Annotated in this window: 23 protein-coding genes and 1 other annotated feature; of the genes, 16 read left to right on the forward strand and 7 right to left on the reverse strand. The window is 36.2% G+C overall.

Translation table 11 applies throughout. The features are described from left to right. Window positions 1-66: 66 nt before the first annotated feature. The 7 genes from IGJ02_RS03165 to IGJ02_RS03195 all read left to right on the forward strand — a co-directional run bounded on the left by IGJ02_RS03165 (window position 67) and on the right by IGJ02_RS03195 (window position 9663). The gene (locus IGJ02_RS03165; protein ID WP_010760360.1) at window positions 67-732 is read left to right on the forward strand and encodes an HAD family hydrolase; all 666 of its coding nucleotides are present in this window, start codon (window positions 67-69) and stop codon (window positions 730-732) included. A 229-nt stretch (window positions 733-961) separates the two neighbouring features. Continuing rightward, on the forward strand, window positions 962-2683 hold the full coding sequence (gene ezrA, locus IGJ02_RS03170) for a septation ring formation regulator EzrA (protein ID WP_010760361.1): 1722 nt from the start codon (window positions 962-964) through the stop codon (window positions 2681-2683). A gap of 148 nt (window positions 2684-2831) precedes the next feature. After that, window positions 2832-3980 carry a cysteine desulfurase family protein gene (locus tag IGJ02_RS03175; protein WP_430603269.1) on the forward strand — a complete coding sequence of 383 codons (1149 nt, stop codon included), beginning with the start codon at window positions 2832-2834 and terminating at the stop codon, window positions 3978-3980. Between the two features lie 42 nt (window positions 3981-4022). Further along, entirely contained in the window at window positions 4023-5228 is a 1206-nt protein-coding gene (thiI, locus tag IGJ02_RS03180; RefSeq protein ID WP_430603271.1) for a tRNA uracil 4-sulfurtransferase ThiI, read from the forward strand. Between the two features lie 153 nt (window positions 5229-5381). Beyond that, window positions 5382-6035, forward strand: coding sequence for a redox-sensing transcriptional repressor Rex (locus tag IGJ02_RS03185; RefSeq protein WP_010760364.1), 654 nt, complete (start codon window positions 5382-5384; stop codon window positions 6033-6035). 142 nt (window positions 6036-6177) lie between these two features. Further along, window positions 6178-6669, forward strand: coding sequence for a thiol peroxidase (gene tpx, locus IGJ02_RS03190; protein ID WP_010760365.1), 492 nt, complete (start codon window positions 6178-6180; stop codon window positions 6667-6669). Between the two features lie 44 nt (window positions 6670-6713). Continuing rightward, window positions 6714-6932 (forward strand) — a binding site (T-box leader). Between the two features lie 85 nt (window positions 6933-7017). Next, entirely contained in the window at window positions 7018-9663 is a 2646-nt protein-coding gene (locus IGJ02_RS03195) for a valine--tRNA ligase (RefSeq protein ID WP_430603273.1), read from the forward strand. A gap of 57 nt (window positions 9664-9720) precedes the next feature. On the opposite strand, the gene IGJ02_RS03200 is transcribed toward IGJ02_RS03195, so the two are convergent. Both IGJ02_RS03200 and IGJ02_RS03205 read right to left on the reverse strand, forming a co-directional pair. Then, entirely contained in the window at window positions 9721-10314 is a 594-nt protein-coding gene (locus IGJ02_RS03200) for a TVP38/TMEM64 family protein (RefSeq protein WP_430603274.1), read from the reverse strand. Window positions 10315-10335: 21 nt separating this feature from the next. Beyond that, window positions 10336-12903: a YfhO family protein gene (locus IGJ02_RS03205; RefSeq protein ID WP_430603275.1), complete on the reverse strand. Its 2568-nt coding sequence runs from the start codon at window positions 12901-12903 to the stop codon at window positions 10336-10338. Window positions 12904-13267: 364 nt separating this feature from the next. Between IGJ02_RS03205 and IGJ02_RS03210 the strand changes: the two genes are divergently transcribed. The 4 genes from IGJ02_RS03210 (at window position 13268) to IGJ02_RS03225 (ending at window position 16517) form a co-directional block, all read left to right on the forward strand. Beyond that, on the forward strand, window positions 13268-14587 hold the full coding sequence (locus tag IGJ02_RS03210; RefSeq protein WP_430603276.1) for a bifunctional folylpolyglutamate synthase/dihydrofolate synthase: 1320 nt from the start codon (window positions 13268-13270) through the stop codon (window positions 14585-14587). Window positions 14588-14753: 166 nt separating this feature from the next. Continuing rightward, a complete protein-coding gene (locus IGJ02_RS03215; protein ID WP_010760370.1) occupies window positions 14754-15413 on the forward strand; it encodes an HAD family hydrolase in 660 nt (219 codons plus the stop codon). Window positions 15414-15499: 86 nt separating this feature from the next. Continuing rightward, a complete protein-coding gene (gene radC / locus IGJ02_RS03220; RefSeq protein ID WP_034683679.1) occupies window positions 15500-16168 on the forward strand; it encodes a RadC family protein in 669 nt (222 codons plus the stop codon). Between the two features lie 148 nt (window positions 16169-16316). After that, complete coding sequence (locus IGJ02_RS03225) at window positions 16317-16517, forward strand: cold-shock protein (RefSeq protein WP_010760372.1); 201 nt, start codon at window positions 16317-16319, stop codon at window positions 16515-16517. A gap of 199 nt (window positions 16518-16716) precedes the next feature. On the opposite strand, the gene IGJ02_RS03230 is transcribed toward IGJ02_RS03225, so the two are convergent. Further along, the gene (locus IGJ02_RS03230; RefSeq protein ID WP_010760373.1) at window positions 16717-16866 is read right to left on the reverse strand and encodes a hypothetical protein; all 150 of its coding nucleotides are present in this window, start codon (window positions 16864-16866) and stop codon (window positions 16717-16719) included. A 178-nt stretch (window positions 16867-17044) separates the two neighbouring features. On the opposite strand from IGJ02_RS03230, the gene IGJ02_RS03235 reads away from it, so the two are divergent. Next, window positions 17045-17494 (forward strand): universal stress protein, encoded by a 450-nt coding sequence (locus IGJ02_RS03235; RefSeq protein WP_010760374.1) that lies wholly within the window; start codon window positions 17045-17047, stop codon window positions 17492-17494. A 54-nt stretch (window positions 17495-17548) separates the two neighbouring features. Here the strand turns inward: IGJ02_RS03235 and rnjA are convergent, their stop codons facing one another. From rnjA to IGJ02_RS03250, 3 genes are all read right to left on the reverse strand, one after another. After that, window positions 17549-19219 (reverse strand): ribonuclease J1, encoded by a 1671-nt coding sequence (gene rnjA / locus IGJ02_RS03240; RefSeq protein ID WP_430603277.1) that lies wholly within the window; start codon window positions 19217-19219, stop codon window positions 17549-17551. A 1-nt stretch (window position 19220) separates the two neighbouring features. After that, window positions 19221-19433 (reverse strand): DNA-directed RNA polymerase subunit epsilon, encoded by a 213-nt coding sequence (locus tag IGJ02_RS03245; RefSeq protein ID WP_010760376.1) that lies wholly within the window; start codon window positions 19431-19433, stop codon window positions 19221-19223. A gap of 292 nt (window positions 19434-19725) precedes the next feature. Next, window positions 19726-20115, reverse strand: a complete 390-nt coding sequence (locus IGJ02_RS03250; RefSeq protein WP_430603278.1) for a YbaN family protein — start codon at window positions 20113-20115, stop codon at window positions 19726-19728. Window positions 20116-20309: 194 nt separating this feature from the next. Here IGJ02_RS03250 and IGJ02_RS03255 point away from each other — a divergent pair, with 194 nt between their 5' ends. The 4 genes from IGJ02_RS03255 to IGJ02_RS03270 all read left to right on the forward strand — a co-directional run bounded on the left by IGJ02_RS03255 (window position 20310) and on the right by IGJ02_RS03270 (window position 24871). Beyond that, window positions 20310-22040, forward strand: coding sequence for an ABC transporter ATP-binding protein (locus tag IGJ02_RS03255; protein ID WP_010760378.1), 1731 nt, complete (start codon window positions 20310-20312; stop codon window positions 22038-22040). Beyond that, on the forward strand, window positions 22037-23803 hold the full coding sequence (gene efrB, locus IGJ02_RS03260) for a multidrug efflux ABC transporter subunit EfrB (RefSeq protein ID WP_430603280.1): 1767 nt from the start codon (window positions 22037-22039) through the stop codon (window positions 23801-23803). Before IGJ02_RS03255 ends, efrB begins: the two co-directional genes overlap by 4 nt. A 118-nt stretch (window positions 23804-23921) precedes the next feature. After that, window positions 23922-24413, forward strand: a complete 492-nt coding sequence (locus tag IGJ02_RS03265) for a gamma carbonic anhydrase family protein (protein ID WP_034683507.1) — start codon at window positions 23922-23924, stop codon at window positions 24411-24413. Between the two features lie 95 nt (window positions 24414-24508). Further along, complete coding sequence (locus IGJ02_RS03270; RefSeq protein WP_010760381.1) at window positions 24509-24871, forward strand: iron-sulfur cluster biosynthesis family protein; 363 nt, start codon at window positions 24509-24511, stop codon at window positions 24869-24871. A gap of 81 nt (window positions 24872-24952) precedes the next feature. Here IGJ02_RS03270 and IGJ02_RS03275 read toward each other — a convergent pair whose 3' ends face one another. After that, entirely contained in the window at window positions 24953-25573 is a 621-nt protein-coding gene (locus IGJ02_RS03275) for a flavin reductase family protein (RefSeq protein WP_430603282.1), read from the reverse strand. Window positions 25574-25581 lie beyond the last annotated feature (8 nt).

A 25581-nucleotide genomic window follows, 5' to 3' on the forward strand; every position in this document is an offset into this window, starting at 1 on the left:
TTTTTTTTCAAACTTTTGTTAGACTGGTAGAGCTGAATAAGAATAGTCAAAAAAAGGAGCGCCAAAATGACGCAGGAATATGAAGGAATTATTTTCGATATGGACGGCGTGTTGGTCGATAGTGAAGGGTTTTATTATCAACGTAGAAAAGCATTTCTTAAAGAATATGATTTATCTATTGAACAAATACCGATCCCATCCTTTATCGGAGCAGATATGCGAAGCTTATGGGAGACGATTTTTGAAGTTAATGATACAATCTATGATGAAGCTTTCTTGAGCGAGAAATATCACCAGTATAAAAAGGAACATCCTATTGATTACGCCAATTTGATCGATCCAGATGCTAAACGAGTCTTGCAATTTTTTAAAAGGAAAGGCTATAAAATAGGCTTAGCTTCTTCTTCAACTTTGGAAGTGATTCAAGAAGTCCTGAAAGTTGGGCAATTAACAAGTTATTTTGATGTGGTTGTAAGCGGCACAAAATTTGAAAAAAGTAAACCAAATCCCGAAATCTATAAATACACAGCACAAGAAATGGGCATTGAGCCCCATAATTGTCTGGCCATCGAAGACTCTGAAAAAGGAATTCGTGCAGCACATGATGCAGGCACAGTTGTGTGGGCCTTAAAAGATACTCGCTTTGGAATGGACCAGCAACTGGCTGACCTGCAGTTGGATACTTTAAGTGATATGTGCAAAAAGTTGCAAAATATAGAACAAGTCGGTTAAACTGACTAATAGTTGGAATGGATTTGTTACAATTGTGCAAACTCAAAATATTTCTTAAAAAAATACAATTAGTTAGTGCTTGATGGACTGGTTTGTGCTATAATTTTCTGTAGGTGTTTTTAAGAAAATTTAAGTAGATAAGAGCATAATGTAACGGCAGATAAAGCTATTTTCGTTATTTATCGGCTGCTACATATCATATATGGACTAATAAACGGAGGAACCATGAATGAAGAATAATCTGATCATTATCGTAGTTTTAGCTATAATAATCATCGCAGCAGTTTTGTATTTAGTTGGTTATTTTATGAGAAAGAAAAATCAAATGAAACTCGATGATCTGGAAAAGAGGAAAGAAGAACTGTTCGACTTACCAGTGATTGAAGAGGTCGACGATGTCAAAAAGATGCACATGGTCGGGCAAAGTCAGAACACGTTTAGAGAATGGAATCAGCGTTGGACCGAGATTTCTACTCGTTCTTTTGCAGAGCTAGAAAGTCAGATTTTTGAAGTTGAGAATTTAAATGAAACCTTCCGTTTTATGAAAGCGAAAAAAGCAGTTGCTGAAGCTGATCAAACAATGACTGAGATGGAATCAGAAGTTGAGATCATCCGTAATGGATTGAAAGAATTACGTGAAAGTGAAGAACGTAATTCACTTGAAGTCCAAAAAGCTTTAGACGTTTACGAAGAAATCAGTAAATTACTTCATGATGAAAAATCAGAATTTGGTTCTGCCTATCCTGAATTACAAAAGCAAATCAAAAATATCGAAATCGAATTTACTCAGTTTGTGACATTGAATACGTCAGGAGATCCAATCGAAGCGCGTGAAGTTTTGGAAAATGCTGAACGTCATACGTATGAATTAGACGATGTGATGAAACGCATTCCACCACTTTACGACGAACTGAATCGGACATTCCCGGATCAACTAAAAGAGATCGAAGAAGGATACAAACGCCTGCTTGCAGATCATTATGTATTCCCTGAAAAGAATTTCGAAGATGAACTAAGACGTGTTCAAAAACGTGTCAAAAATTCAACAGTCGATTTAGAGAAGACAGAAGTCGATGCAGTAGAAGTTGCTAATCGTGACACAGCTAATGCAATTGATGCGCTATATGAAATCATGGAACGTGAGATCAACGCTAAAAAATATGTGATGACGAACCATAAAGTGGTCGGAGATTATATTGCTCATGCATTGAAAAATAATCGTCAATTGATGATTGAATTAGATCATATATCACAAAGTTATACATTGAACCATAATGAGTTAGGACGTTCAAGAGGTTTCCAAACAGAGATCGAAGAACTGATTCGCCGTTATGAAGATTTTGAACCAAAAATGAATGAACATACAATTCCTTATTCAGAAGTACAAGCATTCTTCAAAGATTGCTACAAAATTTTGGATGATATTGAAAATCAACAAGTTGAAATTGATGACTCATTAAAAGAATTGCGCAAAGGCGAAAAAGCTGCCCAAGAAAAAGTTGATCAATATGATTTCCGTTTACGCAACATCAAACGATATGTTGAGAAACAACGTTTACCTGGATTGCCAGCTGATTACTTGGAATTCTTCTTTGTAGCAACTGATCGTATTGAAGAATTAAGTAAAGCTCTAAACAGAATTAGAATCAATATGGAAGAAATCAAAAAACTTTCTGATCTTTGTAATGAAGATTTAGACTTACTAGATAAAAAAACCAAAGATTTAGTTAACTCTGCAGCGTTGACAGAACAAATGATGCAGTATGCAAACCGTTACCGTCACACACATGAAGCGATTCGTGTAGCAATGGAAAACAGTTTAGAACTATTTTCAAAAGAATACAGATATCAAGATGCTTTAGATGAGATTGGAACTGCACTTGAACGAGTGGAGCCAGGCGCATTTAGAAGAATTGAAGATTTTTATTTCAACAATCTTGATGCAATGTAATAGTAAGTAAAATGTAAAAAGGCGAGACTGTGGTCTCGTCTTTTTGTTTGTTTCAATTTATTATTTAATGAATTCTAGTAGTTTGGTTGAACTACTAAAATAGAAAGTATATAATAGGAAAGAATTTCAAAAGAAGAAGGTTTTTTAGATGATATATTTTGATAACAGTGCAACAACACCGATTTATCCACAAGCGTTAGATACATATGTAAAAGTAAGCCAACGTATTATTGGGAATCCGTCTAGTCTACATGATTTAGGCAATCAAGCCAGTCGTCTGATGGAACAAGCTCGTAAGCAAATAGCTGATTTGATCCAAGTAAAGTCAAACGAGATTTATTTTACAAGTGGTGGTACGGAAGGCGATAATTGGGTTTTAAAAGGAACAGCTTTAGAGAAGAAGTCGTTTGGTCGTCATATCATTATTTCAAATATTGAACATCCAGCTGTTTCTGAAACAGCAAGACAACTCGCAGAGAATGGTTTTGAACTTTCAATTGCTCCAGTTGATGAACGCGGATTTGTGAAAGTCGATGAATTAGCTAAATTGATTCGTAAGGATACGATCCTTGTTTCGATCATGGCAGTGAATAATGAAATAGGTTCAATCCAGCCGATTAAAGCAATTAGTGACTGCTTAGCAAATTACCCAACGATTCATTTTCATGTGGATGCGGTTCAAGCAATCAGTAAAGTCAGTCAAGAACAATGGTTAACACCTCGCGTGGATTTTGCCACTTTTTCTGCTCATAAGTTTCACGGTCCTAGAGGTGTAGGGTTTATTTATTGGAAACATGGTCGTAAGCTTGCACCGCTATTAACGGGTGGTGGTCAAGAAAATGATCAAAGAAGCGGGACTGAAAATGTTGCTGGGATCGTTTCTATGGCTAAAGCGTTACGTTTGTATACAGACAAGAAAGCAGAAAAACCAGAGCATACTGCAACGATTCGTCGTTATTTGATCGAAGCATTGCAGGAATATACCAATGTTACGGTATTTTCAAAAGAAACATTTGACTTTGCACCTCATATTTTATGTTTTGCTTTAAAAGGAATTCGGGGAGAAGTGCTTGTACATGCATTAGAAGAAAAACAAATTTATACATCAACGACTAGCGCCTGTTCAAGTCGGAAAAAAATGGCTAGCAGCACGTTGCACGCTATGAAAGTACCTGACGATTTAGCAACATCCGCCATTCGTCTTAGCTTAGATGAAAGCAATACGATTGCAGAAGCGGAACAATTTATGATTATTTTTAATCAACTATATAAAAAATTCTTAGTGTTAAATAGCTAATGGAATAAAAAATCAAGCTTTACAGAAAAGGATTGAAAAATTGTGAAATACACTGAAATTATGGTTCGTTACGGCGAGCTTTCAACGAAAGGGAAAAATAGAAAATTATTTATCTCTCAATTAGCCCAAAATGTCAAAAGAGTACTTGGTGATTTTCCAGCTGTCAAAATCCATGCTGACCGAGATCGGATGCACCTAATATTAAATGGTGAGGACAGTGCACAAATCTTGCCTAAGTTAGAAAAAGTTTTCGGTATTCAAAATTTTTCTCCAAGTGTTCGTGTAGAAAAAACAATGCCAGAAATTCGTCAAATGGTCCAAACGATTATAAAATCAGCCTATCAGCCAGGGCAAACATTTAAAATTACCTCTAAACGTTCTGATCATAGCTTTGAATTGGATACAAATGAATTAAACCGAGAACTTGGTGGTGCTGTTTTTGAGGTTTTTCCAGAAATTGCTGTACAAATGAAAAAACCAAATATTGAAATCCGTGTAGAAATCCGCAAAGAAGGTGCTTATCTTTCTTATGAAACGATTCGTGGTGCCGGTGGATTGCCTGTTGGAACTAGTGGACGCGGTATGTTGATGCTTTCTGGTGGAATTGATTCACCTGTTGCAGGTTACTTGTCAATGAAACGAGGTGTAGAAGTGGAAGCTGTCCATTTTGCTAGCCCGCCATACACAAGTGAGCAAGCTCTACAAAAAGCTAAGGATCTAGCTGCAAAAATTGCGCCTTATGCTGGTAGTATACAGTTCATCGAAGTACCGTTCACGGAAATCCAAGAAGAGATTAAACGAGTAGTGCCTGAAGGCTATTTAATGACGGTGACACGTCGAATGATGTTGCGCTTGACTGATGCGATACGTGTTCAAAGAAAAGGGCTAGTCATCATCAATGGAGAATCATTGGGACAGGTTGCATCACAAACATTACAAAGCATGGTAGCAATCAATGAAGTAACCACAACACCAATCATTCGCCCAGTTGTATCGATGGATAAAGGTGAAATCATCGAAATTGCTGAAAAAATCGATACTTTTGAGTTGGCCATTCAACCATTTGAAGATTGTTGTACGATTTTTGCGCCACCTCAACCAAAAACCAGACCCAAATTAGATAAAGCTCAAGCCTATGAAGCTAGACTAGATATAGAAGGACTGATGGCACGGTCAATGGCTAGTTTAAAAGTTAGTGAAATAACTGAACTGAGCGAACAAAACGAAGAATTTTCTGATTTACTATAAAAGTTGAAAGAACAGACTTGATAACGCTATCGAATCTGTTCTTTTTTATTAGTTTTTTCTAATACCTGCTATTTTTTTCACAAACAAGTTGCCCACGATCTTTAAGCATGCTAAACTATATATATGTGAAAAAAGTAACAAGGAGGTTGGAAAATGAAAGAATTACATAAAGAAAAAAAAATGCCCAAAGCAACCGCAAGAAGACTACCCTTGTATTTGCGTTATCTGAAAATGTTAGGAGATTCCGGTGTAACTCGGATCAAATCGAAAGAATTTAGTGATGTGATCCAAGTACCATCAGCGACGATTCGTCGAGATTTCTCCCACTTAGGTGAATTAGGACGCAGTGGCTATGGCTATGATGTGCCTTACCTGATTGAAGTTTTTAGTCATATTTTAAATACGCAAGAAGAAAAACGCATTGCTTTGATCGGTTGTGGTAATTTAGGAAAAGCATTGGTAAAAAATAATTTCCGAAGAAATGAAAACCTGAACATTGTTTGTGCATTTGATTCTGAAGAAGAACTTGTAGGATTAACGATCGACGATATTGTTATCCAACCAATGGGAAACTTAGCAGAAGAAGTTAAAAAAACGGGTGTGACTGTTGCGATTTCCACGGTACCAAGTCAATTTGCACAAGAGGCGATCGATAAAATCGTTGATGCTGGTATTACTGCAATTTTGAATTTTGCGCCGGACAGAGTAACTGTACCTCATAATGTGAATGTTCAATATATCGATTTAACAACAGAGTTACAGACATTGATTTATTTTGATGAAACCTTTTCAAGTAAACGAGCATAGAAAGCAAGAACTTTGTCTTCTGTTCGTCCTTCCTCTATACTAAATAGAGAGAGAAATTTAACTGAGTGAGCTTTGAAGCTTAAGTATCTAGCTTCATTAACCAACAACGCATTCAGCTTTTAAATTAGAGGAGGAAAAATTAATGAAAGTTACAAGAAAAGGCGAAGAAGTAGAAATAATTGGTGTACAACCTGAGATCGGCACGAAAGCCCCTGATTTTTCATTAGGAAATTTAAACGATAAAATAGTAAATCTATCAGATTTTATTGGAACACCGGTTTTGATCAGTGTTGTACCAGATATCGATACTAGAATCTGTTCATTACAAACAAAACGTTTCAATCAAGAAGCCGCGAATGTTGAAGGGGTAAAATTCATTACGATTTCTAATAATACAAAAGAAGAACAAGCGAATTGGTGTGCAGCTGAAGGTGTCGATATGGAAATTTTACATGATACTGATGGCAAATTTGGCGAAGCATATGGTTTATTTATTCCAGCAATGGAACATTTAGCTCGTGGCATTTTTGTGATTGATAAAGAAGGCAACATAGTTTACGAAGCAATTTCTGCAGAAATTGCGGAAGAACCTGATTATGTTACTGCGTTGGAAAAGGCAAAAGCAGCTCGGTAATTTATTTCAAATTGACTTCTATTCATCTTCAATGTTAAAATGAGTCAAAGACTATGAACAAGAGGAGTATTACTGGCATCGTTATAGAGAGAAAATCACTTGGTGGAAGATTTTCACATAACCAGTAAGAAGGTAGCTTGGGAGTCGATGATTTGAATGTAGTAGAATGATTCGAGTAGTGATCGTTACCTCACGAATGAGTGGTGTTTGGATAGTCAGACACAATTTAGGTGGTACCGCGTATACGTATATACGCCCTAAAATACGAAAGTATTTTAGGGCTTTTTTATATGCTCATCACAGATATTTCAAAAGAATACTAACACGTTATAGAAAGAAGGAATCTACATGACAGAAGAAAAAAATCTGCCAACTAAATACCAACCCACAGAAGTAGAACAAGGCCGTTATCAAAAATGGTTAGATCAAGACTTATTCAAACCAAACGGCAACAAAGAAGCAAAACCTTATTCAATTGTCATTCCGCCACCAAACGTTACAGGTAAACTACATTTAGGTCATGCTTGGGATACAACTTTACAAGATATGATTATCCGTCAAAAAAGAATGCAAGGTTTTGATACTTTATGGCTTCCAGGAATGGATCATGCTGGGATTGCAACACAAGCAAAAGTAGAAGAAAAATTAGCAGAGCAAGATATTTCTCGTTACGATTTAGGTCGCGAAAAATTTGTTGAGCAAGTTTGGGATTGGAAAGAAGAATATGCTTCTCATATCCGTGAACAATGGGCAAAAATGGGCTTGTCACTAGATTATAGCCGTGAACGTTTTACCTTAGATGAGGGCTTGTCTGAAGCTGTCCGCAAAGTTTTCGTTTCTTTATATGAAAAAGACTTGATCTATCGTGGTGAATACATCATCAACTGGGATCCAAAAGCCAAAACAGCCTTATCTGATATCGAAGTTATCCACAAAGATATCGAAGGTGCGTTTTACCATATGAGTTATCCACTGACTGATGGAACAGGCGTTGTGGAAATCGCTACGACTCGTCCTGAAACAATGTTAGGAGATACAGCGATTGCCGTTCATCCTGATGACGAGCGTTACCAAGCAATAATCGGTAAGACAGTTACGCTACCTTTAGTAGACAAAGAAATTCCAATCATTGCTGATGAATATGTGGATATGGAATTTGGAACAGGGGTAGTAAAAATCACACCAGCTCATGATCCCAATGACTTTGAAGTCGGTAACCGTCACGATTTACCTCGCGTAAATGTAATGAATGAAGATGGTTCTATGAATGATTTAGCTGGTAAATATGCTGGTATGGATCGTTTTGCTGCACGTAAATTGATCGTTTCTGATCTTAAAGAAATGGGTCGTTTAATTAAAATTGAAACAATGAATCATAGCGTAGGGCATTCAGAACGGACTGGTGTTGTTGTTGAACCTCGTTTATCCACACAATGGTTTGTTAAAATGGCACCGTTAGCTGAAAAAGCAATTAAAAATCAAGAAACAGATGATGCGGTAGAATTTTATCCACCACGCTTTAACCAAACGTTCTTACGTTGGATGGAAAATGTGCATGACTGGGTAATTTCACGCCAATTATGGTGGGGACATCAAATCCCAGCTTGGTATCATAAAGAAACAGGCGAAATGTATGTTGGCATGGAAGCACCAACTGATGCAGAAAATTGGACACAAGATTCAGATGTATTAGATACATGGTTCAGCTCAGCATTATGGCCATTTTCAACAATGGGGTGGCCTGATGAAAAAGCAGCTGACTATCAGCGTTATTTCCCAACAAGCACTCTGGTAACTGGCTACGATATTATCTTTTTCTGGGTTAGCCGTATGATGTTCCAAAGTTTAGAGTTTACAGGACAAGCGCCATTTAAAAATGTCTTGATGCATGGATTAATCAGAGCAGAAGACGGACGGAAAATGAGTAAATCTCTAGGAAACGGCATCGATCCAATGGAAGTCATCGATAAATACGGAGCAGATGCATTACGTTGGTTTATGTCAAATGGTTCAACACCTGGTCAAGATATGCGTTTCAGTTACGAAAAAATGGATGCTTCTTGGAACTTTATCAATAAAATCTGGAACGCCAGCCGTTTTGTGATCATGAATGTTGAGGGAATGTCTTATGAAGATATCGACTTTAGTGGTGAAAAAACTGTCGCAGATCGCTGGATCTTGACACGTTTAAATGAAACAATTGCTCGTGTGACTGATTTATTTGACCGCTTTGAATTTGGTGAAGCAGGTCGTCAGTTATATAACTTTATCTGGGACGATTTTTGTGACTGGTATATCGAAATGAGTAAAGAAATTCTTTACGGAGAAAATGAATCTGCCAAACAAACAACACGCAGTATTTTGGTGTATACACTAGACCAAATTTTACGTCTATTGCATCCAATCATGCCCTTTGTGACAGAAGAAATCTGGGAAAATATTCCTCATGAAGGTGTATCTCTTGTAGTTGCTGATTACCCAGTTGTTCACGAAGCGTTTTCAGATGAAACAGCCGCTCGTGGCATGGAAGTTTTAAAAGAAGTGATTCGTTCAGTACGTAATATTCGTGCTGAAGTGAACACACCGTTATCTAAGCCAATCACACTATTAATTAAAACTAATGATGAAGCAGTTGATAAATTTTTAATCGAAAACACAAACTACATCGAGCGCTTCTGTAATCCAGAAGAATTAACGATTGCAAGTGACATTATTGCACCCGAATTAGCGATGTCAGCTGTTCTAACTGGAGCAGAGCTGTATCTGCCATTAGCTGGCTTGATCAATGTGGAAGAAGAAATAGCCCGTTTAGAGAAAGAATTGGATAAATGGACGCAAGAGGTCAAACGTGTTCAAGGAAAATTAGCGAATGAACGCTTCGTTTCTAATGCGCCAAATGATGTTGTGGAAGCAGAAAAAGCTAAAGAGAAAGATTATTTAGAGAAACAAGTAGTTGTGAAAGAACGAATTGCACAATTACGTACAGTGAATTAATAAACAAAAAAGACAGGAATGACATTTTTTATGCCATTTCTGTCTTTTTTAATTGTTCTAACTAATCAAAAACCGATTAAACAAGAACAACAACGCATATCCATAAGTCGCAACGGACCAAAGTTTAAAAAGCAATAACACTTTCATATATTCCTTAAACGGCAGATCAGCCAGACCTGCAACCAAACACGTCAAATCATCTGGTGCAAAAGGAATCAACAACGTAACAATCATCAATTTCTTAATTCCTTTTTCAGGCTGGTCCAACATTTTTTCGAATTTTAAATACCGTTTCTTAGAAAGGATAAGCTGGGCAAAAGGTTTCCCATAATAACGTGCTAGCCAATAGACGATAACATCACCTATCATCAAACCAATATAACTATAGAGTAAGCCAGGTAGACTTCCGAACATCAGCATTCCAACAAGTGTTGAAATTCCACCTGGAAGAATTGGCACAATCACTTGAAGCATTTGTAAAAAGATAAAAATCAACACTGCGTATTCTCCAAATTGTTTCATGAAGTCCTGTAAAGATTGAACAGAATTAAAAATACCTTTATAGTATCCATAAACCACTAGACCAGTGAAACAAATAACTCCTACAATAGGCAGTACATAGATAATTCGTTTCAGAATTTTTCTCCCCATGGCTGCAAATTCCTCTCGTTCTTAGGTTGATTTTTGACGTGTAAAGTATTTTATTAGTTGATAGAATAATACGCTCAAAAGAACAGAAATGCTAATCAAAACTCCTATAATAAAGTTTCGTTGTTGGTAATGCATTTTAATTTGATGCTTACCAGAAGTTAATTCAATCCCAGTAAAATTACCTAAAACCGTCTTAGCTCTGACTTTTTTTCCATCGACCGTGATCTGCCAATTTTTATCATAGGGAATTGCTATATAAAGCAGTGAATTTTCTGGATCAGTTACGTTGATTTCTCCAGTCAAAGTACCTGAGACTTCTTCTTCAAGCTGAATCGCTTTAGACTTTTGTTTGGTAATTAATGAATCAAAGGTTTCTTCTTGTAAGGTTTTTAATTCAATTGTTTTTTCTTCAAGCTCTTTTTCAGATTCAAGTTGTAATTGAACAACGTCATCTTTTTTGAAGTAGCCAAGATTAAATAATTGATTTGTTGCGATATAAACCGCAGGCTGGATTTTTCCCCCATTTACTTTAAAAGAAGTGATCTTTTTCCAGTCGATTTCTGGTGCAAAAAGATAAAGTTCACCATCTGTTGTTGTTTTTGTAGTGAGTGTGTATTGATTGTCTACTTGAGTTGTCCAAGCTACTTTTTGTGTTTCTTGAAAATAACCTTGTTTATTTTCTTGAATCTGTTGTAGAATCATTTCCTGATTTTTTAGAGGCTGATCGTTAGCTAATTTAAGGTCACCGAATTTCTGTGGGACCAAAAAGCCCATGCCAATTGCTTCTTCATTTTCATAAATATTTGTTGAAGGATCACTTGAACTATTCTCTTGGTATGACTTAATTTCTGGTGTGAGCTGATAGTTCACATTTAAAAGTAAGTTGATAACTTTCGACTCATCCACATAAGCGATTCTACGGTCATTTTTTTGATATAAACCTAAAGCATGTAACGTATCTTGGGTTTTAGCATCTAGAGTAGAGGTATAGCTGGAAACACCAGCATAGCCATATAAAATTGGATTATTGTAGCCATTATTTTTTTCATTATAACCTGCATCATCGGAATCAATCGTTTGTTTTATCCTGAATAAATGAGGATGTTTATTTTGTAAATCAGAAATGATCCTATCCTGAATTTTATAGGTTTGTGCAAATTTTTCTTGGTTTCCAAATGGAATATCCTTAAAGCTGATCCAAAAATTGAAGACTAATTCAGAACAAACGACTAGGAATAATAGTACATAAAGGCCGCTTCTTTTTGAGCCGTGCATTTTTTGAATCAAGACAATTAAACCAAACATCAACCAAATGCTAAATAGACTGAGAACAACATAATAATCGGACAGTAAAAAGATTTTCTCTTTTGAAAATTTTAAAGCAATATAACCAATAAGCAACAATCCAGAAAAAATACAAGGAACAACTATCTTTAATCTTGCGCCATCCTTCAATTTTAGAAACGCTTCATAGGCAAATTTTATCACCAAAAAACTAAAGATAAACGTATTTCTATACGGAAATCCTGCAGGACTTTGAAACATATGCCAAATCGTATTGACAAGTTCCAACCAGAAACTCAAGAAAATAAACCCAACTAAAAACGCAGCGCCAATTTTTTCTTTCTTAGAAATAGCTGACAGCTGAAAATAAGCAATAAAAAGCAAGGCCATCAAGATTCCAGAAAAAATCGTCGGTAGATGTTCTAAACGCCATTCAAAATTAACGCTGCCAAGGCCTAATTGCGAAAGAAAATTAAAACCAAAATTAGGTGTCGGTAAAAATGTTTGCCACTCAAAATTAGTTTTTTTTGTCGCCAACATTCCTTCTACAGCTGGAATCAAAATAAAGCTTGTGCTAATCCCAGTTAGGAAAGAAGTAACGAAAAACAAACGACTTTCTTTAATAAATAGCCAAATCGATTTCTTTTTAGATGGTTCTGTTTTTTGATAATACCAATAAAGACTGTAGCATACAGCAAAAATGCAGAGCATATAGCCCATATAATAATTGGTTATGATGGCTGAAAATAATGAGACTGCATAAAGAACATACTTCTTATGATCCCATAATCGCTGAATCCCCAATACTAGTAAAGGGAGCAAAACCAATGCGTCCAACCACATGAAATTCAAACAATAGACCGTTACAAAGCCACATAAGCTATAAGATGTTGAAAAAAGTAATGTTGAAATGGTTGATTGCCGATACGTTTTTTGAAGATAATAAAACATCGAGCTGCCCATGAGGGAAATTTTTAATGTAATGATCAATAAGATAGCAATCGGCAATTGCTCATAAGAAAACAGCAAGACTAAACTATTGAAAGGACTTAATAAATAATAAGCGCTTAAGGGTAAAATAGTTCCACCAAGGGCATCAGAAAATGAATACAAAGAGTAAGTTTCTCCTTGGAAAAACTGCTTCAATGAACTTAAAAATGGCATATACTGTGTACCTAAATCACTTACCAAGAGATTGTTATTTCCTAACGGTGCTAAACCTAAAATCGACCAGAGTATGATTAATAATAGGAAAGGAAGAAGAAAACTTCCAGTGACCAATAAACTTTTTTTTGTTTTTGACATACTATACTGCTCCTCTATTCTAATGATTTGTAACTGTTTTAGGATAAAGGTTCAATCAATCCTTGAAAATCAAACGAACTACCTGCAACAATATTAATTTTGAAAACTCGTTATTTATAAAACAAACGTGGTTAGATTTCTCTCCAAGACTCTAGTTTATCATGGGATTAGGTGTTGGTGCAAAAGAATTAGTAGTTAGTTCATACATAGAGACTTGTTTATTTTATCATAGTAGTTTTTATTTGAAAGTGATGAACCATTTGTTAACTCTTTTTTATAGAATCGATCAATTACAGAATTAAAGGCGTTAATTAGTGAAAAGCACCTCAGCTTTCGATATAATGGATAATGAGGAGTTGATAAGATGTCATTAACGATAGAAGAAGCAATCGATTGGATTCATAGTAGACTACCCTTTGGATCTAGGCCAGGTCTTGATCGGGTGGAGGCATTACTGAAAAGAGTCGGTAATCCTGAAGAAAAAGTACCGACCATCCACATTGCAGGTACAAATGGAAAAGGCTCTACAGTCACATATTTACGCTGTATGTTAGAAGAATTAGGACTTACCGTAGGAACTTTTACTTCTCCGTATATCGAACATTTTAATGAACGAATTGCCATTAACGGACATGGAATATCAGACAATCATATCATCCAGTATTTGGAAAAATATCAAGAGTTGATCAAAGAAATGGATCAAGAGCCTGAGAGTGCAGGAATCACTGAATTTGAAACATTAACTGTTATGGCGCTTGATTATTTTTTAGATGAACAAGTTGATATCGCCATTGTTGAAGTTGGACTTGGCGGTTTATTAGATAGTACCAATGTTGTGAAACCGATGTTAACAGCAATCACTACGATCGGTAAAGACCATACAGAAATATTAGGTGATACACTTGAAAAAATTGCCTTCCAAAAAGCTGGAATCATCAAAGAAGGAATTCCAGTTGTAACTGGCAACATCGAGGAAGAAGCGTTTGTCGTGATCAATGAAGTCGCGACAGAAAAACACAGTAGCGTGTATCGTTATGAAAAAGATTATAAAGCAGAATATCGACATCCCGACAAAAATTGGGGCGAAATCTTTGATTTTTATGGTGACGCAGGTAAGTTACCTAAAGTCAAAGTACCTTTATTAGGTCGTCATCAAGTAGAAAATGCGGCTGTTTCAATCCAGCTGTTCTATCTTTACTGTGAAATGCGCCAAATCAATTTTACAGATAGAGATGTTTATCAAGGGTTAGCTCAGGCTCAATGGCCTGCTCGGATGGAAAAAATAAGTGCTGAACCATTAATTATTTTAGATGGTGCCCATAATGACCATGCGATGCGCCGCTTAGCTGAAAATCTGAAAAAGGAATTTCCAAATCGGGATATCCATATTTTATTTTCGGCATTAGCGTCAAAAAATATCGATCAAATGATTGCGATATTAAGAAAAGTGCCCAATGTTCATTTATATTTGACCACTTTTGATTATCCTAGAGCAATCGAATTAACAAAGATGGAACATTTTGAAGATGATAAAACAGAGATTGTTTCATTGTGGCAATTCGGCTTAGGTGAAATTTTAGAAAAAATGTCTGCAGACGATTTGATGTTAGTGACGGGCTCACTTTATTTTGTTTCACAAGTCCGTGAATTGTTGTTGAACATAGGATCTGGCGATGGGGACTAGTCTCAACTAGACAAGGTCGATTGCGCTATGTATTATCTAGCTTCACGAGCTAGTCTTTCGGAAAAAAGATAAAATATGATTGTGGCTAAAAGTGCCACAATCATAATTTCCTATTTTTCTGTCAAGGATGAATGAGCTCGTTTAGCTTTTAATTTAGGAGGAAATCATGAAACAAATAGACGGAGTAATTTTTGATATGGATGGTTTATTATTTGATACAGAGCTGATTTATTATCAGTCAACGCAAAAAATAGCTGATGCAATGAACTTTCCATACAGCAAAGAACTTTATTTAGAATTTTTAGGTGTATCAGATGAAGAGGTACAAGAGAATTATCATCGAATCTATAAGGATTTCGGTAAAGCAAAAGTGGAAGAGTTTATCGAGCGTTCATATGACGATACCTACCAAGTATTTGAATCAGGCAAAGTTCCATTAAAAGAGGGGGTTCTGGAATTACTTGATTTTCTTGATCAACATGAAATTCCAAGAATCGTAGCTTCAAGTAATGTTCGTCCAGCAATTGAATTATTATTAGAGGGCGCTGGAATCAAGGAACGCTTTTCAGGAATTGTTTCAGCAGAAGATGTGACTCGAGCGAAGCCAGATCCAGAAATATTCCAAAAAGCATTAGCCAACTTGGGCACAAAAGCTGATAACACTTTGATTTTTGAGGACTCATTTCATGGAGTAACAGCGGCAAATGCAGCTGGGATTCCTGTGATTATGGTTCCAGATCTGTTAGCACCAACAGATGAAGTTAAAGAAAAAACGTTAGAAATTTTTGAAAGTTTATCTCAAGCTCCAGCTTATTTAAAAAAATAAAAACGTCACTCCTTTGCGTATCTTTTACTAGAAGCGTATAAAGGAGTGATTTTTTGATCAAAGAAGAAAAACTATTTATTAGAGAAATGCCAGAAGATTGTTTACCTCGTGAACGATTAGAGGTCGTAGGTGAAAAAGCCTTATCGAACCAAGAACTATTAGCGATTTTATTAAGAACTGGTTCAAAGAATACGAACGTGATGGAGGTAGCCTCTAAGTTTTTGAATTATTTCAATCATTTATATGAATTGAAAAATGCCACGCTTACCGAAATGATGAAAATCAAAGGAATTGGGCGAATCAAAGCAATCGAACTAAGAGCAGCGATTGAGTTTGGTTACCGAATCCAACAAAGTACCCAGCTAAAATTGGGTAAGGTGTCTTCTAGCTATCAAATTGCTCAAAATTTAATGTATGAATTACAAGATTTTCACCAAGAGCATTTGGTTTGTTTGTATTTGAATACGAAGAATGAGGTAATCAAACAAGAAACAGTTTTTAAAGGGTCGTTGAATCAGTCAGTGGCGCATCCTAGAGAGATTTTTCGTAGTGCAGTGAAATACTCTGCGGCACGTTTAATCCTCGCTCATAATCACCCGAGCGGTAATCCGACTCCGTCAGAAAGTGACATTCATTTTACGCAAAGAATGCAGAAATGTGGAAAGATGATGGGGATCGAAGTATTGGATCATATTATCATCGGAGAACAAGTTTACATCAGCATGAGAGAAGAAAATTTTTTTGCGGCAGACTAACTAGATTTCTTGCAAAAATAAGGGTTCGCATGTACAATGTTAGTGTAATCTTGTTTGGGACAATATAGAAGTTTTAATTTTAAAACCCTCTATCGTATACGGGCAATGTTACAATATTTAGTGCTTAAGCACGAGGAGGAACAAAAGAATGGAACAAGGAACAGTAAAATGGTTTAACGCAGAAAAAGGATTTGGATTTATCTCTCGCGAAGATGGTAGCGATGTATTCGTACATTTCTCAGCAATTCAAGGTGAAGGATTCAAAACAATCGAAGAAGGCCAATCAGTAAGCTTCGACGTTGAAGATTCTGATCGTGGACCTCAAGCAGTTAACGTTGTTAAAAACTAATTAGTCCATTCCAAAACATCTGACAGTTGTCAGATGTTTTTTTTGCTGTTAAATATTGAGAGTACAATGCAAAGCAGATGTTGAACAGTATTCTTAATTAAGATGTAATACAAAACAAAAAAGGCATCCGTGATTAACATTCACTAGACGCCTTTAAATCGTATTAGAACTTGAATCGCTCATTTAGGTTGATAACTCCTTAAATAGATTTTTTCAATTCTTTTACTGCTTGTGTAATCGTGATACCATAAGCAATGTTTGCTTGGTTATTTGCATCGATAGCCATAAACAAATTTCTCTTTGTATCAAGTGCTACACGGTATTTTAATACTTTATTACCAAATGTCATAATAATTCTCCTCTCTTGATTCTTATGAAAGGCAACGATATCTGATAACGAAATTCCATGATTACTATAACACGGCTTTTTAGAAGTGTAAAGAAGAAAGTTTTTTACGCGGCAAATTTTTTTGTTGAAAGCCCTTTTAAGTAGTATAATAGAAATAACAAAGAAGGAGGTTTTTATCGTGGGAGAATCTTATAAGAATATTTTAGTTGCTGTAGATGGTTCTGACCAGTCAGAAAAAGCTTTTCAAGAAGCAATCAAAATTGCCAAACGAAATGACGCGGCTTTACACGTTTTATCTGTTATTGAAGAGATGGGTAATTATTTTGGTGAACTAACAATGTCGATGGGAACACTGATGGAAGATCTTCGTACAAGAGAAGAAGAAGAGATGAAAGAACGCGAGTCAAAAGCACTTGAACAAGGTGTTTCTCAAGTTTTCACGTATGTTATGTATGGTTATCCCAAAACGTTGATTGCTGATTTTACAGAGTCGAAAGAACCGATCGATCTAATTGTAATCGGCAGAACAGGTTTAAACGGTTTTGAAAGGTTAATGGTTGGCTCAACGACTTCTTATGTTGTTAACCATACAAAAGCCAACGTTTTAGTAGTGAATAATGTAGTATAGAGACAAAAAGCAACTGATGGACTTTATCCATCAGTTGCTTTTTTGTATTCACACTCATGAAGTCATGATCATTGGTAAAATCATCGGGTGACGTTCTGTTTTTTCAAACAAGAAGGGTTGTAAAGCAGCTGAAATGGCATCACACAATTTCGCCTCTGTACAATTTTCATCTCGTAATGCTTCACGAATTGCATTGAACAATAAACGCTGTCCTTCATGAATCATTTCTCCCGATTCTCTCATATAGACAAATCCGCGAGATAGAATATCTGGACCAGCTAGAATTTCTTTATTTTTAATATCCACTGTCGCTACTGCTAAAACCAAACCTTCTTCAGAAAGAATCCGGCGATCACGCAAGACGACATTACCGATATCACCAACACCGTTACCATCTACATAAACATCGTTGGCATTGAAGTGTCCCGCAATACGAGCATCATTTGCTGTTAAAGCTAACACATCACCATTTTCCATGATAAAACAATTGTCCGCTGGCACACCAACATCTTGAGCTAACGATGCATGGATTTTCAACATTCTAAACTCACCATGAACAGGGACAAAATATTTAGGTTTCATTAAACTCAACATTAATTTTTGCTCTTCTTGGCCACCATGACCTGAAGTATGGATGTTATTGATTTTTCCATGAATAACTTCAGCACCTGCTTCTGAAAGCAAGTTGATCAGACGGTTAACACTTGTTGTGTTTCCAGGAATCGGTGAACTTGAAAAGATCACTGTATCGCCAGGCTGTATTGAAATCTGACGGTGAGTTCCATTTGCAATCCGACTTAATGCTGCCATCGGTTCACCTTGAGAACCTGTACATAAAATCATTGTTTCGCCAGCAGGCAGTTGATTCAGCTCGCTCGCATCTACAAACGTTCCTTTGGGTACATTGATATATCCTAAATGTTCGCCGTTAACGATTGCATTTTCCATACTACGACCAAATACTGCAATCTTACGTCCCGTTGCAACGGCAGCATCTGCGGCTTGTTGGAGACGGAAAATATTTGAAGCAAAACTAGCAAAGATAATTCTTCCTTCAATCTTTTCAAAAATCTTTAAAATAGAAGAACCAATCGTTTTCTCTGATTTAGTAAAAGTTGGAATTTCCGCATTTGTACTATCAGAAAGCAGACATAAGACACCTTCTTCACCTAGTTTTGCCATACGGTGCAAGTTTGCAGGTTCACCAACTGGTGTAAAGTCAAACTTGAAATCTCCTGTTGCAACAATATTACCGGAGGGTGTTTTAACGACTACACCTAAAGCATCAGGGATACTATGTGTCGTTCTAAAAAAGCTAATCGCTGTTTTACGGAAGCGAATCACAGTATCTTCATTGATTTCATGCATCTCAGCATCACGTAATAAACCATGTTCATCCAATTTATTGGTGATCAAAGCTAAGGCTAGCGGACCAGCGTAAATTGGTATATTTGCTTGACGCAATAAATAAGGGACACCACCAATATGATCCTCATGTCCATGAGTGATAACTAACGCTTTAACTTTATGCAGATTTTGGACGATATAGCTGTAATCGGGAATAACATAGTCGATCCCAAGTAAATCATCTTCTGGAAACTTGATTCCAGCGTCAATAATGATGATTTCATCTTGAAATTGAACCCCATAAGTGTTTTTTCCGATCTCGCCCAAACCGCCTATTGCAAAAACGCCGGTTTCATTGTTTTTTATATTTACTTTCATATTAAAACTCCGTTAAAGAGAATTCCGCGTGCTCTTGTTCATAAGCTAGGTGATTTTCATCAAGTGCTTGAATGTATTCGATGTTATATGGGGTATTTTCTTCTACTTGTTGGCGCACGATAACATCACTTTCTGCTTCAACATAAATAGATTTTGTATCTTCTCTTTTTGGGTTTCTTACTTTTGTTTCTTGATAATAAACTTTATATATCATATGTGTTTTCTCCTTTATCTGCCAAAGCAGTTAATTATTTATTTTTATATTTTTTACTGTAATTTTTGAACACAACAAAATGAGGTGGCTGTCCACCCTAAAAACAATTGACATCAAAAACATTCGTTGATGATGAAATGAAGCCTCGACTTTGCTTCACTTTACTTGTTTTATGGAAACTGTACTTTCTTTCAACCGTCCCTTGTGTTGTGTTGTACAACAATTAATCGTATTTTATCACAAAACAGCGAATAAGTATAGAAACAGACTTGTTACTTTAAAGAAAAACTTATTATTCATTTGGTTCTTTTAAAGGCGCGACTTTCTTTCTATTGAAATATAAATTTAGACCAACTAAATGTATCAAAAAGATGATAGTTAAAGTAGTTGTCATAATTGGATTGCGGACGATGACACATGGAATCGCAAAAATTACAAATAAAGTTGAAAACAGTTTTACTCGACCGAGAGGAGTGATTTTCTTTTCTAGAATAGACGCTTGAATATATTTTTGATAATAGGTTGATTCGATAAATTTTGTATACAGATATTCGGAGCTACGCATCCAGAAAAATGCAGTTAAAATATAAAAAATTGTCGTAGGTAAAATAGGCAGAAAAATCCCTAACGTACCCAAGCCAAATGTGAGGCAGCCTAAAGAAATATACAGTATTTTTTTCATTACGTTGATCCCATCACTTTCATTCTATTTTAGTGCGAAAATTAAAGTAATCTTCATTATACCATAGTAAAAATGGTCCAGTTTATTATTCAGTTGAAAAGTGTTCGATTTTCATTCAAATATAATTTACCTAGCTATTGGTTTTATGCTATAGTGAAAGTACTGGGTCAAAAATTGGAATAGGAGATGATTGATTGAAATTGATGTGGCGTTACACGATGAGATATAAGAAATTATTGTTTTTAGATTTCATTTGTGTTTTTGGATTTATATTGATAGAACTAGGTTTACCCACGATTTTAGCACGAATGATCGATGTTGGGATCAAAAACAATGATTACGATTATGTAAAACAGCAAGGACTGTTGATGATTGTAATCACGGTTATTGGCGTAGCGATGAATATCATGTTAGGGTACTTTGGTGCAAGAATGACAACAAATATTGTACGTGATATTCGAGATGATCTATTTGAAAAGGTACAGACTTTCTCCCATCGTGAATATGAAACAATTGGTGTATCTTCACTGATTACAAGAACAACAAATGATGCCTATCAAATCATGTTGTTTATGGGGAATATTTTACGGATAGGCTTTATGACACCGATGATGTTTTTTGTCAGTTTATATATGGTCATGCGAACAAGTCCTTCTTTAGGCTGGTTTGTTTTAGGGGCACTACCGTTTCTTTTAGCAGCTGTGGTATTGATCGCTAAAGTATCTGAACCATTATCCAATAAACAGCAAAAAAACTTAGATGGAATCAACGGGATTTTGAGAGAAAACCTTTCTGGTTTGCGAGTAATTCGCGCTTTTGTAAATGAAAAGTTTGAAGAAAGTCGTTTTAGCAAAGTCAATGAAGACTATACTAAAAGCTCTAAGAGCCTTTTCCGCTTGATGGCGGCAGCACAACCAGGCTTTTTCTTTCTTTTTAATATCGTGATGGTGTTGATTATTTGGAATGGTGCACTTCAAATCGATCAAGGGAGCTTACTTGTTGGTGACTTGATTGCGTTTATTGAATATATTTTCCATGCACTATTCTCATTTATGTTATTTGCTAGTGTCTTTATGATGTATCCTCGTGCAGCTGTTTCTGCTCGCCGAATTCAAGAGGCCTTCGATATGGAACCTGTGATTCGTGAAAATGAAGCAGGTATCACAGAAACGAAGACAAAAGGCTATTTAGAATTTAAAAATGTTACATTTGCTTACCCTGGACATTCAGAAAGTCCAGTGATTCGTAACGTTAGCTTTACAGCATCTCCTGGGGAAACCGTTGCATTTATCGGTAGTACTGGGAGTGGGAAATCTACGTTGATCCAACTGATACCACGTTTTTATGATGTTTCAGAAGGTGAAGTATTACTTGATGGAATCGATGTTCGTGATTATAAATTAAGTGCACTGCGTAATAAAATCGGGTATATCCCACAAAAAGCGTTGCTATTTACAGGAACGATCGCAGAGAATATGCGATATGGTAAAGAAGATGCAACAATCGAAGAAATGGAATTAGCTGCTGATATTGCGCAAGCAACCGAGTTTATTTCACAAAAGCCTGATGGATATGATGAACTTCTTTCAGAAGGGGGAACAAACTTTTCCGGCGGACAAAAACAACGTTTAGCGATTGCTAGAGCTGTGATTCGACGTCCTGAAGTTTATATATTTGATGATAGCTTCTCAGCATTGGATTATCAAACTGATGCAAATTTAAGAGCTCGCTTGAAAAAGGAAACAACAGAATCAACTGTTCTGATCGTAGCACAACGTGTAGGGACGATCATGCATGCAGATAAAATCGTGGTTTTAAATGAAGGGGATGTCGTTGGTATCGGTACCCATCGTGAATTACTTGAGAATTGCCCTATCTATTATGATATTGCCGCTTCTCAACTGTCAGAGGAGGAATTAGCATGAAAAACGCACTCTCTTCTATTAGACGTTTAGGCAGATATATCAACCCTTATAAAGGAACCTTTGTCTTAGTAATCATCTTTACTGTTTTAACGGTGGCTTTTAATGCGGCGATGCCGTATGTTTCAGGTTTACCGATCACAGAGATCAGTAAGAATGTTGCAGCAGGTGATGGCTTGAATTACGCTTATATTATTCAATGCCTGATTTGGATTTTGATTGTTGGAATCGGGTACTGTGCAGCACAATTTTTATCAGGATATTTAATGGCAGCAGTCGTTCAACATTCAATGCGTGATTTACGTCGAGATATTGATGAAAAAATCAATCGTCTACCCGTTTCTTATTTTGATAAAAATCAACAAGGAAACATTCTATCTCGCGTGACCAATGATGTGGATGCCGTGAGTAATGCGATGCAGCAAAGTTTTATCAATATCGTTTCAGCTATCTTAGGAATTGTAATGGCTGTTGTGATGATGTTTTATATCAATTGGCTGATGGCTCTGATTTCGATCATCATGATTCCTTTATCATTATTTATTTCAAAAACAATCGTTGGTATTTCACAAAAATACTTCCAAGGAATGCAAAATGCTCTTGGAAATCTAAATGGTTACGTGCAAGAAAATATGACTGGTTTTAGTGTTTTAAAACTATATGGCCGTGAATCAGAAACGTTACAAGGATTTAAAAAGGTCAACCATAACTTAAATAGCTTTGGTTTTAAAGCAACATTTATTTCAGGATTGATGTTACCACTTGTCCAAATGACTGCTTATGGAACGTATATTGGTATGGCAGTTTTAGGTAGTTACTATGTGATTACAGGTGCTATCGTGGTTGGGCAATTGCAAGCATTTATTCAATACATTTGGCAGATTAGTCAGCCGATGGGAAATATCACACAATTATCAGCGGCATTGCAAAGTGCTTCAGCTGCGACTACTCGTGTGTTTGAAATTTTAGATGAACCAGAAGAAGAATTAAATGAACATGATATTCCGTTACCCGAAAATGTTCAAGGGTCTGTTCAGTTTGATAATGTCAGCTTTAGTTATGATCCTGCAAAACCATTGATCAGAAACTTGAACTTTGAAGTAAAAGCAGGCCAAACGGTCGCAATTGTTGGACCAACTGGAGCAGGAAAAACAACATTGATTAATTTATTGATGCGTTTTTATGATGTTACAGATGGGGCAATCAAAATCGATGGGATCGATACGAAAAAAATGGATCGAAGTGATGTACGTTCAGTCTTTGGAATGGTCTTGCAAGATGCTTGGCTATACGAAGGAACAATTGCGGACAATATCCGTTTTGGTAAATTAGATGCGACCGATTATGAAGTAGTTGATGCAGCGAAGACTGCCAATGTTGATCATTTTATCCGCACTATGCCTGATGGTTATGAGATGGAAATCAGTTCAGAAGGAGACAACGTTTCTCTTGGCCAAAAACAATTATTGACGATTGCCAGAGCCGTGATTTCTGATCCTAGAATTTTGATTTTAGATGAAGCAACAAGTTCCGTCGACACCCGTTTAGAAGCGTTGATTCAAAAAGCAATGGAACGAGTTATGGAAGGGCGCACGAGTTTTGTGATCGCTCACCGTTTATCAACAATTCGTGAAGCAGACTTGATCCTTGTAATGAACCAAGGTGAAATCATTGAAAAAGGAACGCATAACGAGCTATTAGAACAAGGCGGTTTTTATGAAAAACTATATAATAGCCAGTTTGCTGAAGATGGCGACTACGAATAATAAAAAGGAAAGACACCGATTGAGGTTGTCTTTCCTTTTTTATAGGAATAAAGAAGTCTATTCACTACGTAATTTAGCCAAATTTGTTATACTAAAAGCAATAGAAGAGGTGAGAAATATGACAAAAGAATATTTTATTGCAGCAAGTGCAGATGTTTATGGTAATGTGGTGTTGGCTAAAGATACAAGTATTTGGTTTCAATCTGTGCTTAGAGGCGATAACAATTCAATCACCGTCAATACAGGAAGTAATGTACAAGATGGCACAGTGATCCATGTCGATCAAGATGCACCTGTTATTATCGGCGAAAATGTAACGATTGGTCATCACTGTATGCTACATGGTTGTACAGTAGAAGATGGAGCTTTGATTGGTATGAGTTCAACTGTTTTGAACCATGCAACAATCGGGAAAAATAGTTTGATAGGTGCAGGTTCTTTAGTTACAGAAGGGACTGAGATTCCTCCAAATGTTTTAGCTTTTGGACGACCAGCTAAAGTGATTCGTCCTTTGACGAGAGAAGAAATTCGGAAAAACAAAGAAAATGCCCAGCATTATGTGGCATTATCAAAACAATTTGCTGCTGGAAATTATACGCGTTTAGACTAGGCAAAAACATAGTCTAGGTAGGTACTGTTACTTATGGACGTTAACATTTGTAAACTGAATGTTGATTTATTATGTAAGAAAGAGGCGAAGAATTAATGTATTTGAAAATTAGCGACGAAGCTCAAGTGAAATTGACTCCCTATATCGAAAGCAAAGCAGTGATTATTTTGGATTTAGATGATGGTGTGGGTAAGTATTCTAAAATGGGTGTTTGTTCTCTTGATACTAGCTTTCGCTTGTTGTTACTGGATCAGCTCCAGGATAAATCTGATTTTAATTTGACAGTAGATTCAGATATTGGGGGTATTTATATCAAGGATTACTCTAAACGATATTTGGATGAAGAGATGACGTTAGAAGTTGATCCTCGTTTACAAGTATTTAAGTTGAAAAGTCCTAGTGGTATTTTGGACGGAAATGTACCAATTGTAGACTTGCGGCCGGAACGAACAATATAATGACAAAAAAACGAGAAGGAAAATTGTAGTGACCCTAAAAAGTCTAACTTTTGGGGGTCACTACAAATCCCTCTCGTTTTTTTAATCGGGTCTTTTTAAATCAAACAAGTCACGAATATGAGCATACGTATTACCAGCTAAACGTGCAATCGGATTGAATGTTTCAGGTAAAATGTATTCATTTTTCTGATCAAATATGGCTTCATCAAAATAAAAATCGGTTATTTCAACAATAAATAAATCTGTAATGATCTGATCTTCATGATTTTTTACTGGAACATATTGATGTAGTCGCCCTTCCATCCGAATAGGCGCAGCCTTAATTCCAGGAACAGTCACAGATTTACTAACGGTTGTTTCAATTTTATTGAGGATGATTTCACTTTGGTCTGATTTTAAAGAGGCCGCTGTTTGATTCATCGATTCAACGACTTGGTCATTGACTAAATGGATCACGAGTTCATTTGTTTCTATAATGTTTCGAGCAGTATCTTTTATTTCTCCATTTCGTCTAAGTATCGATAAGGTGACTAATGGAATTTCAGAGGCCGCCGCATTAAAAAAGCTGAACGGTGCAGCATTTACAGTTTCGTGTTCTTGATTCAGCGTTGTCACCCACGCAATTGGGCGTGGGATGATACTGCCAGATAGAAATTTATAGGCTTGTTTTGACGATAGATATTTAGTCGGATAATGCAGCATATGTGTCT

It is taken from the genome of Enterococcus sp. DIV0724b (assembly GCF_050531475.1).
Classification (GTDB): domain Bacteria; phylum Bacillota; class Bacilli; order Lactobacillales; family Enterococcaceae; genus Enterococcus_L; species Enterococcus_L haemoperoxidus.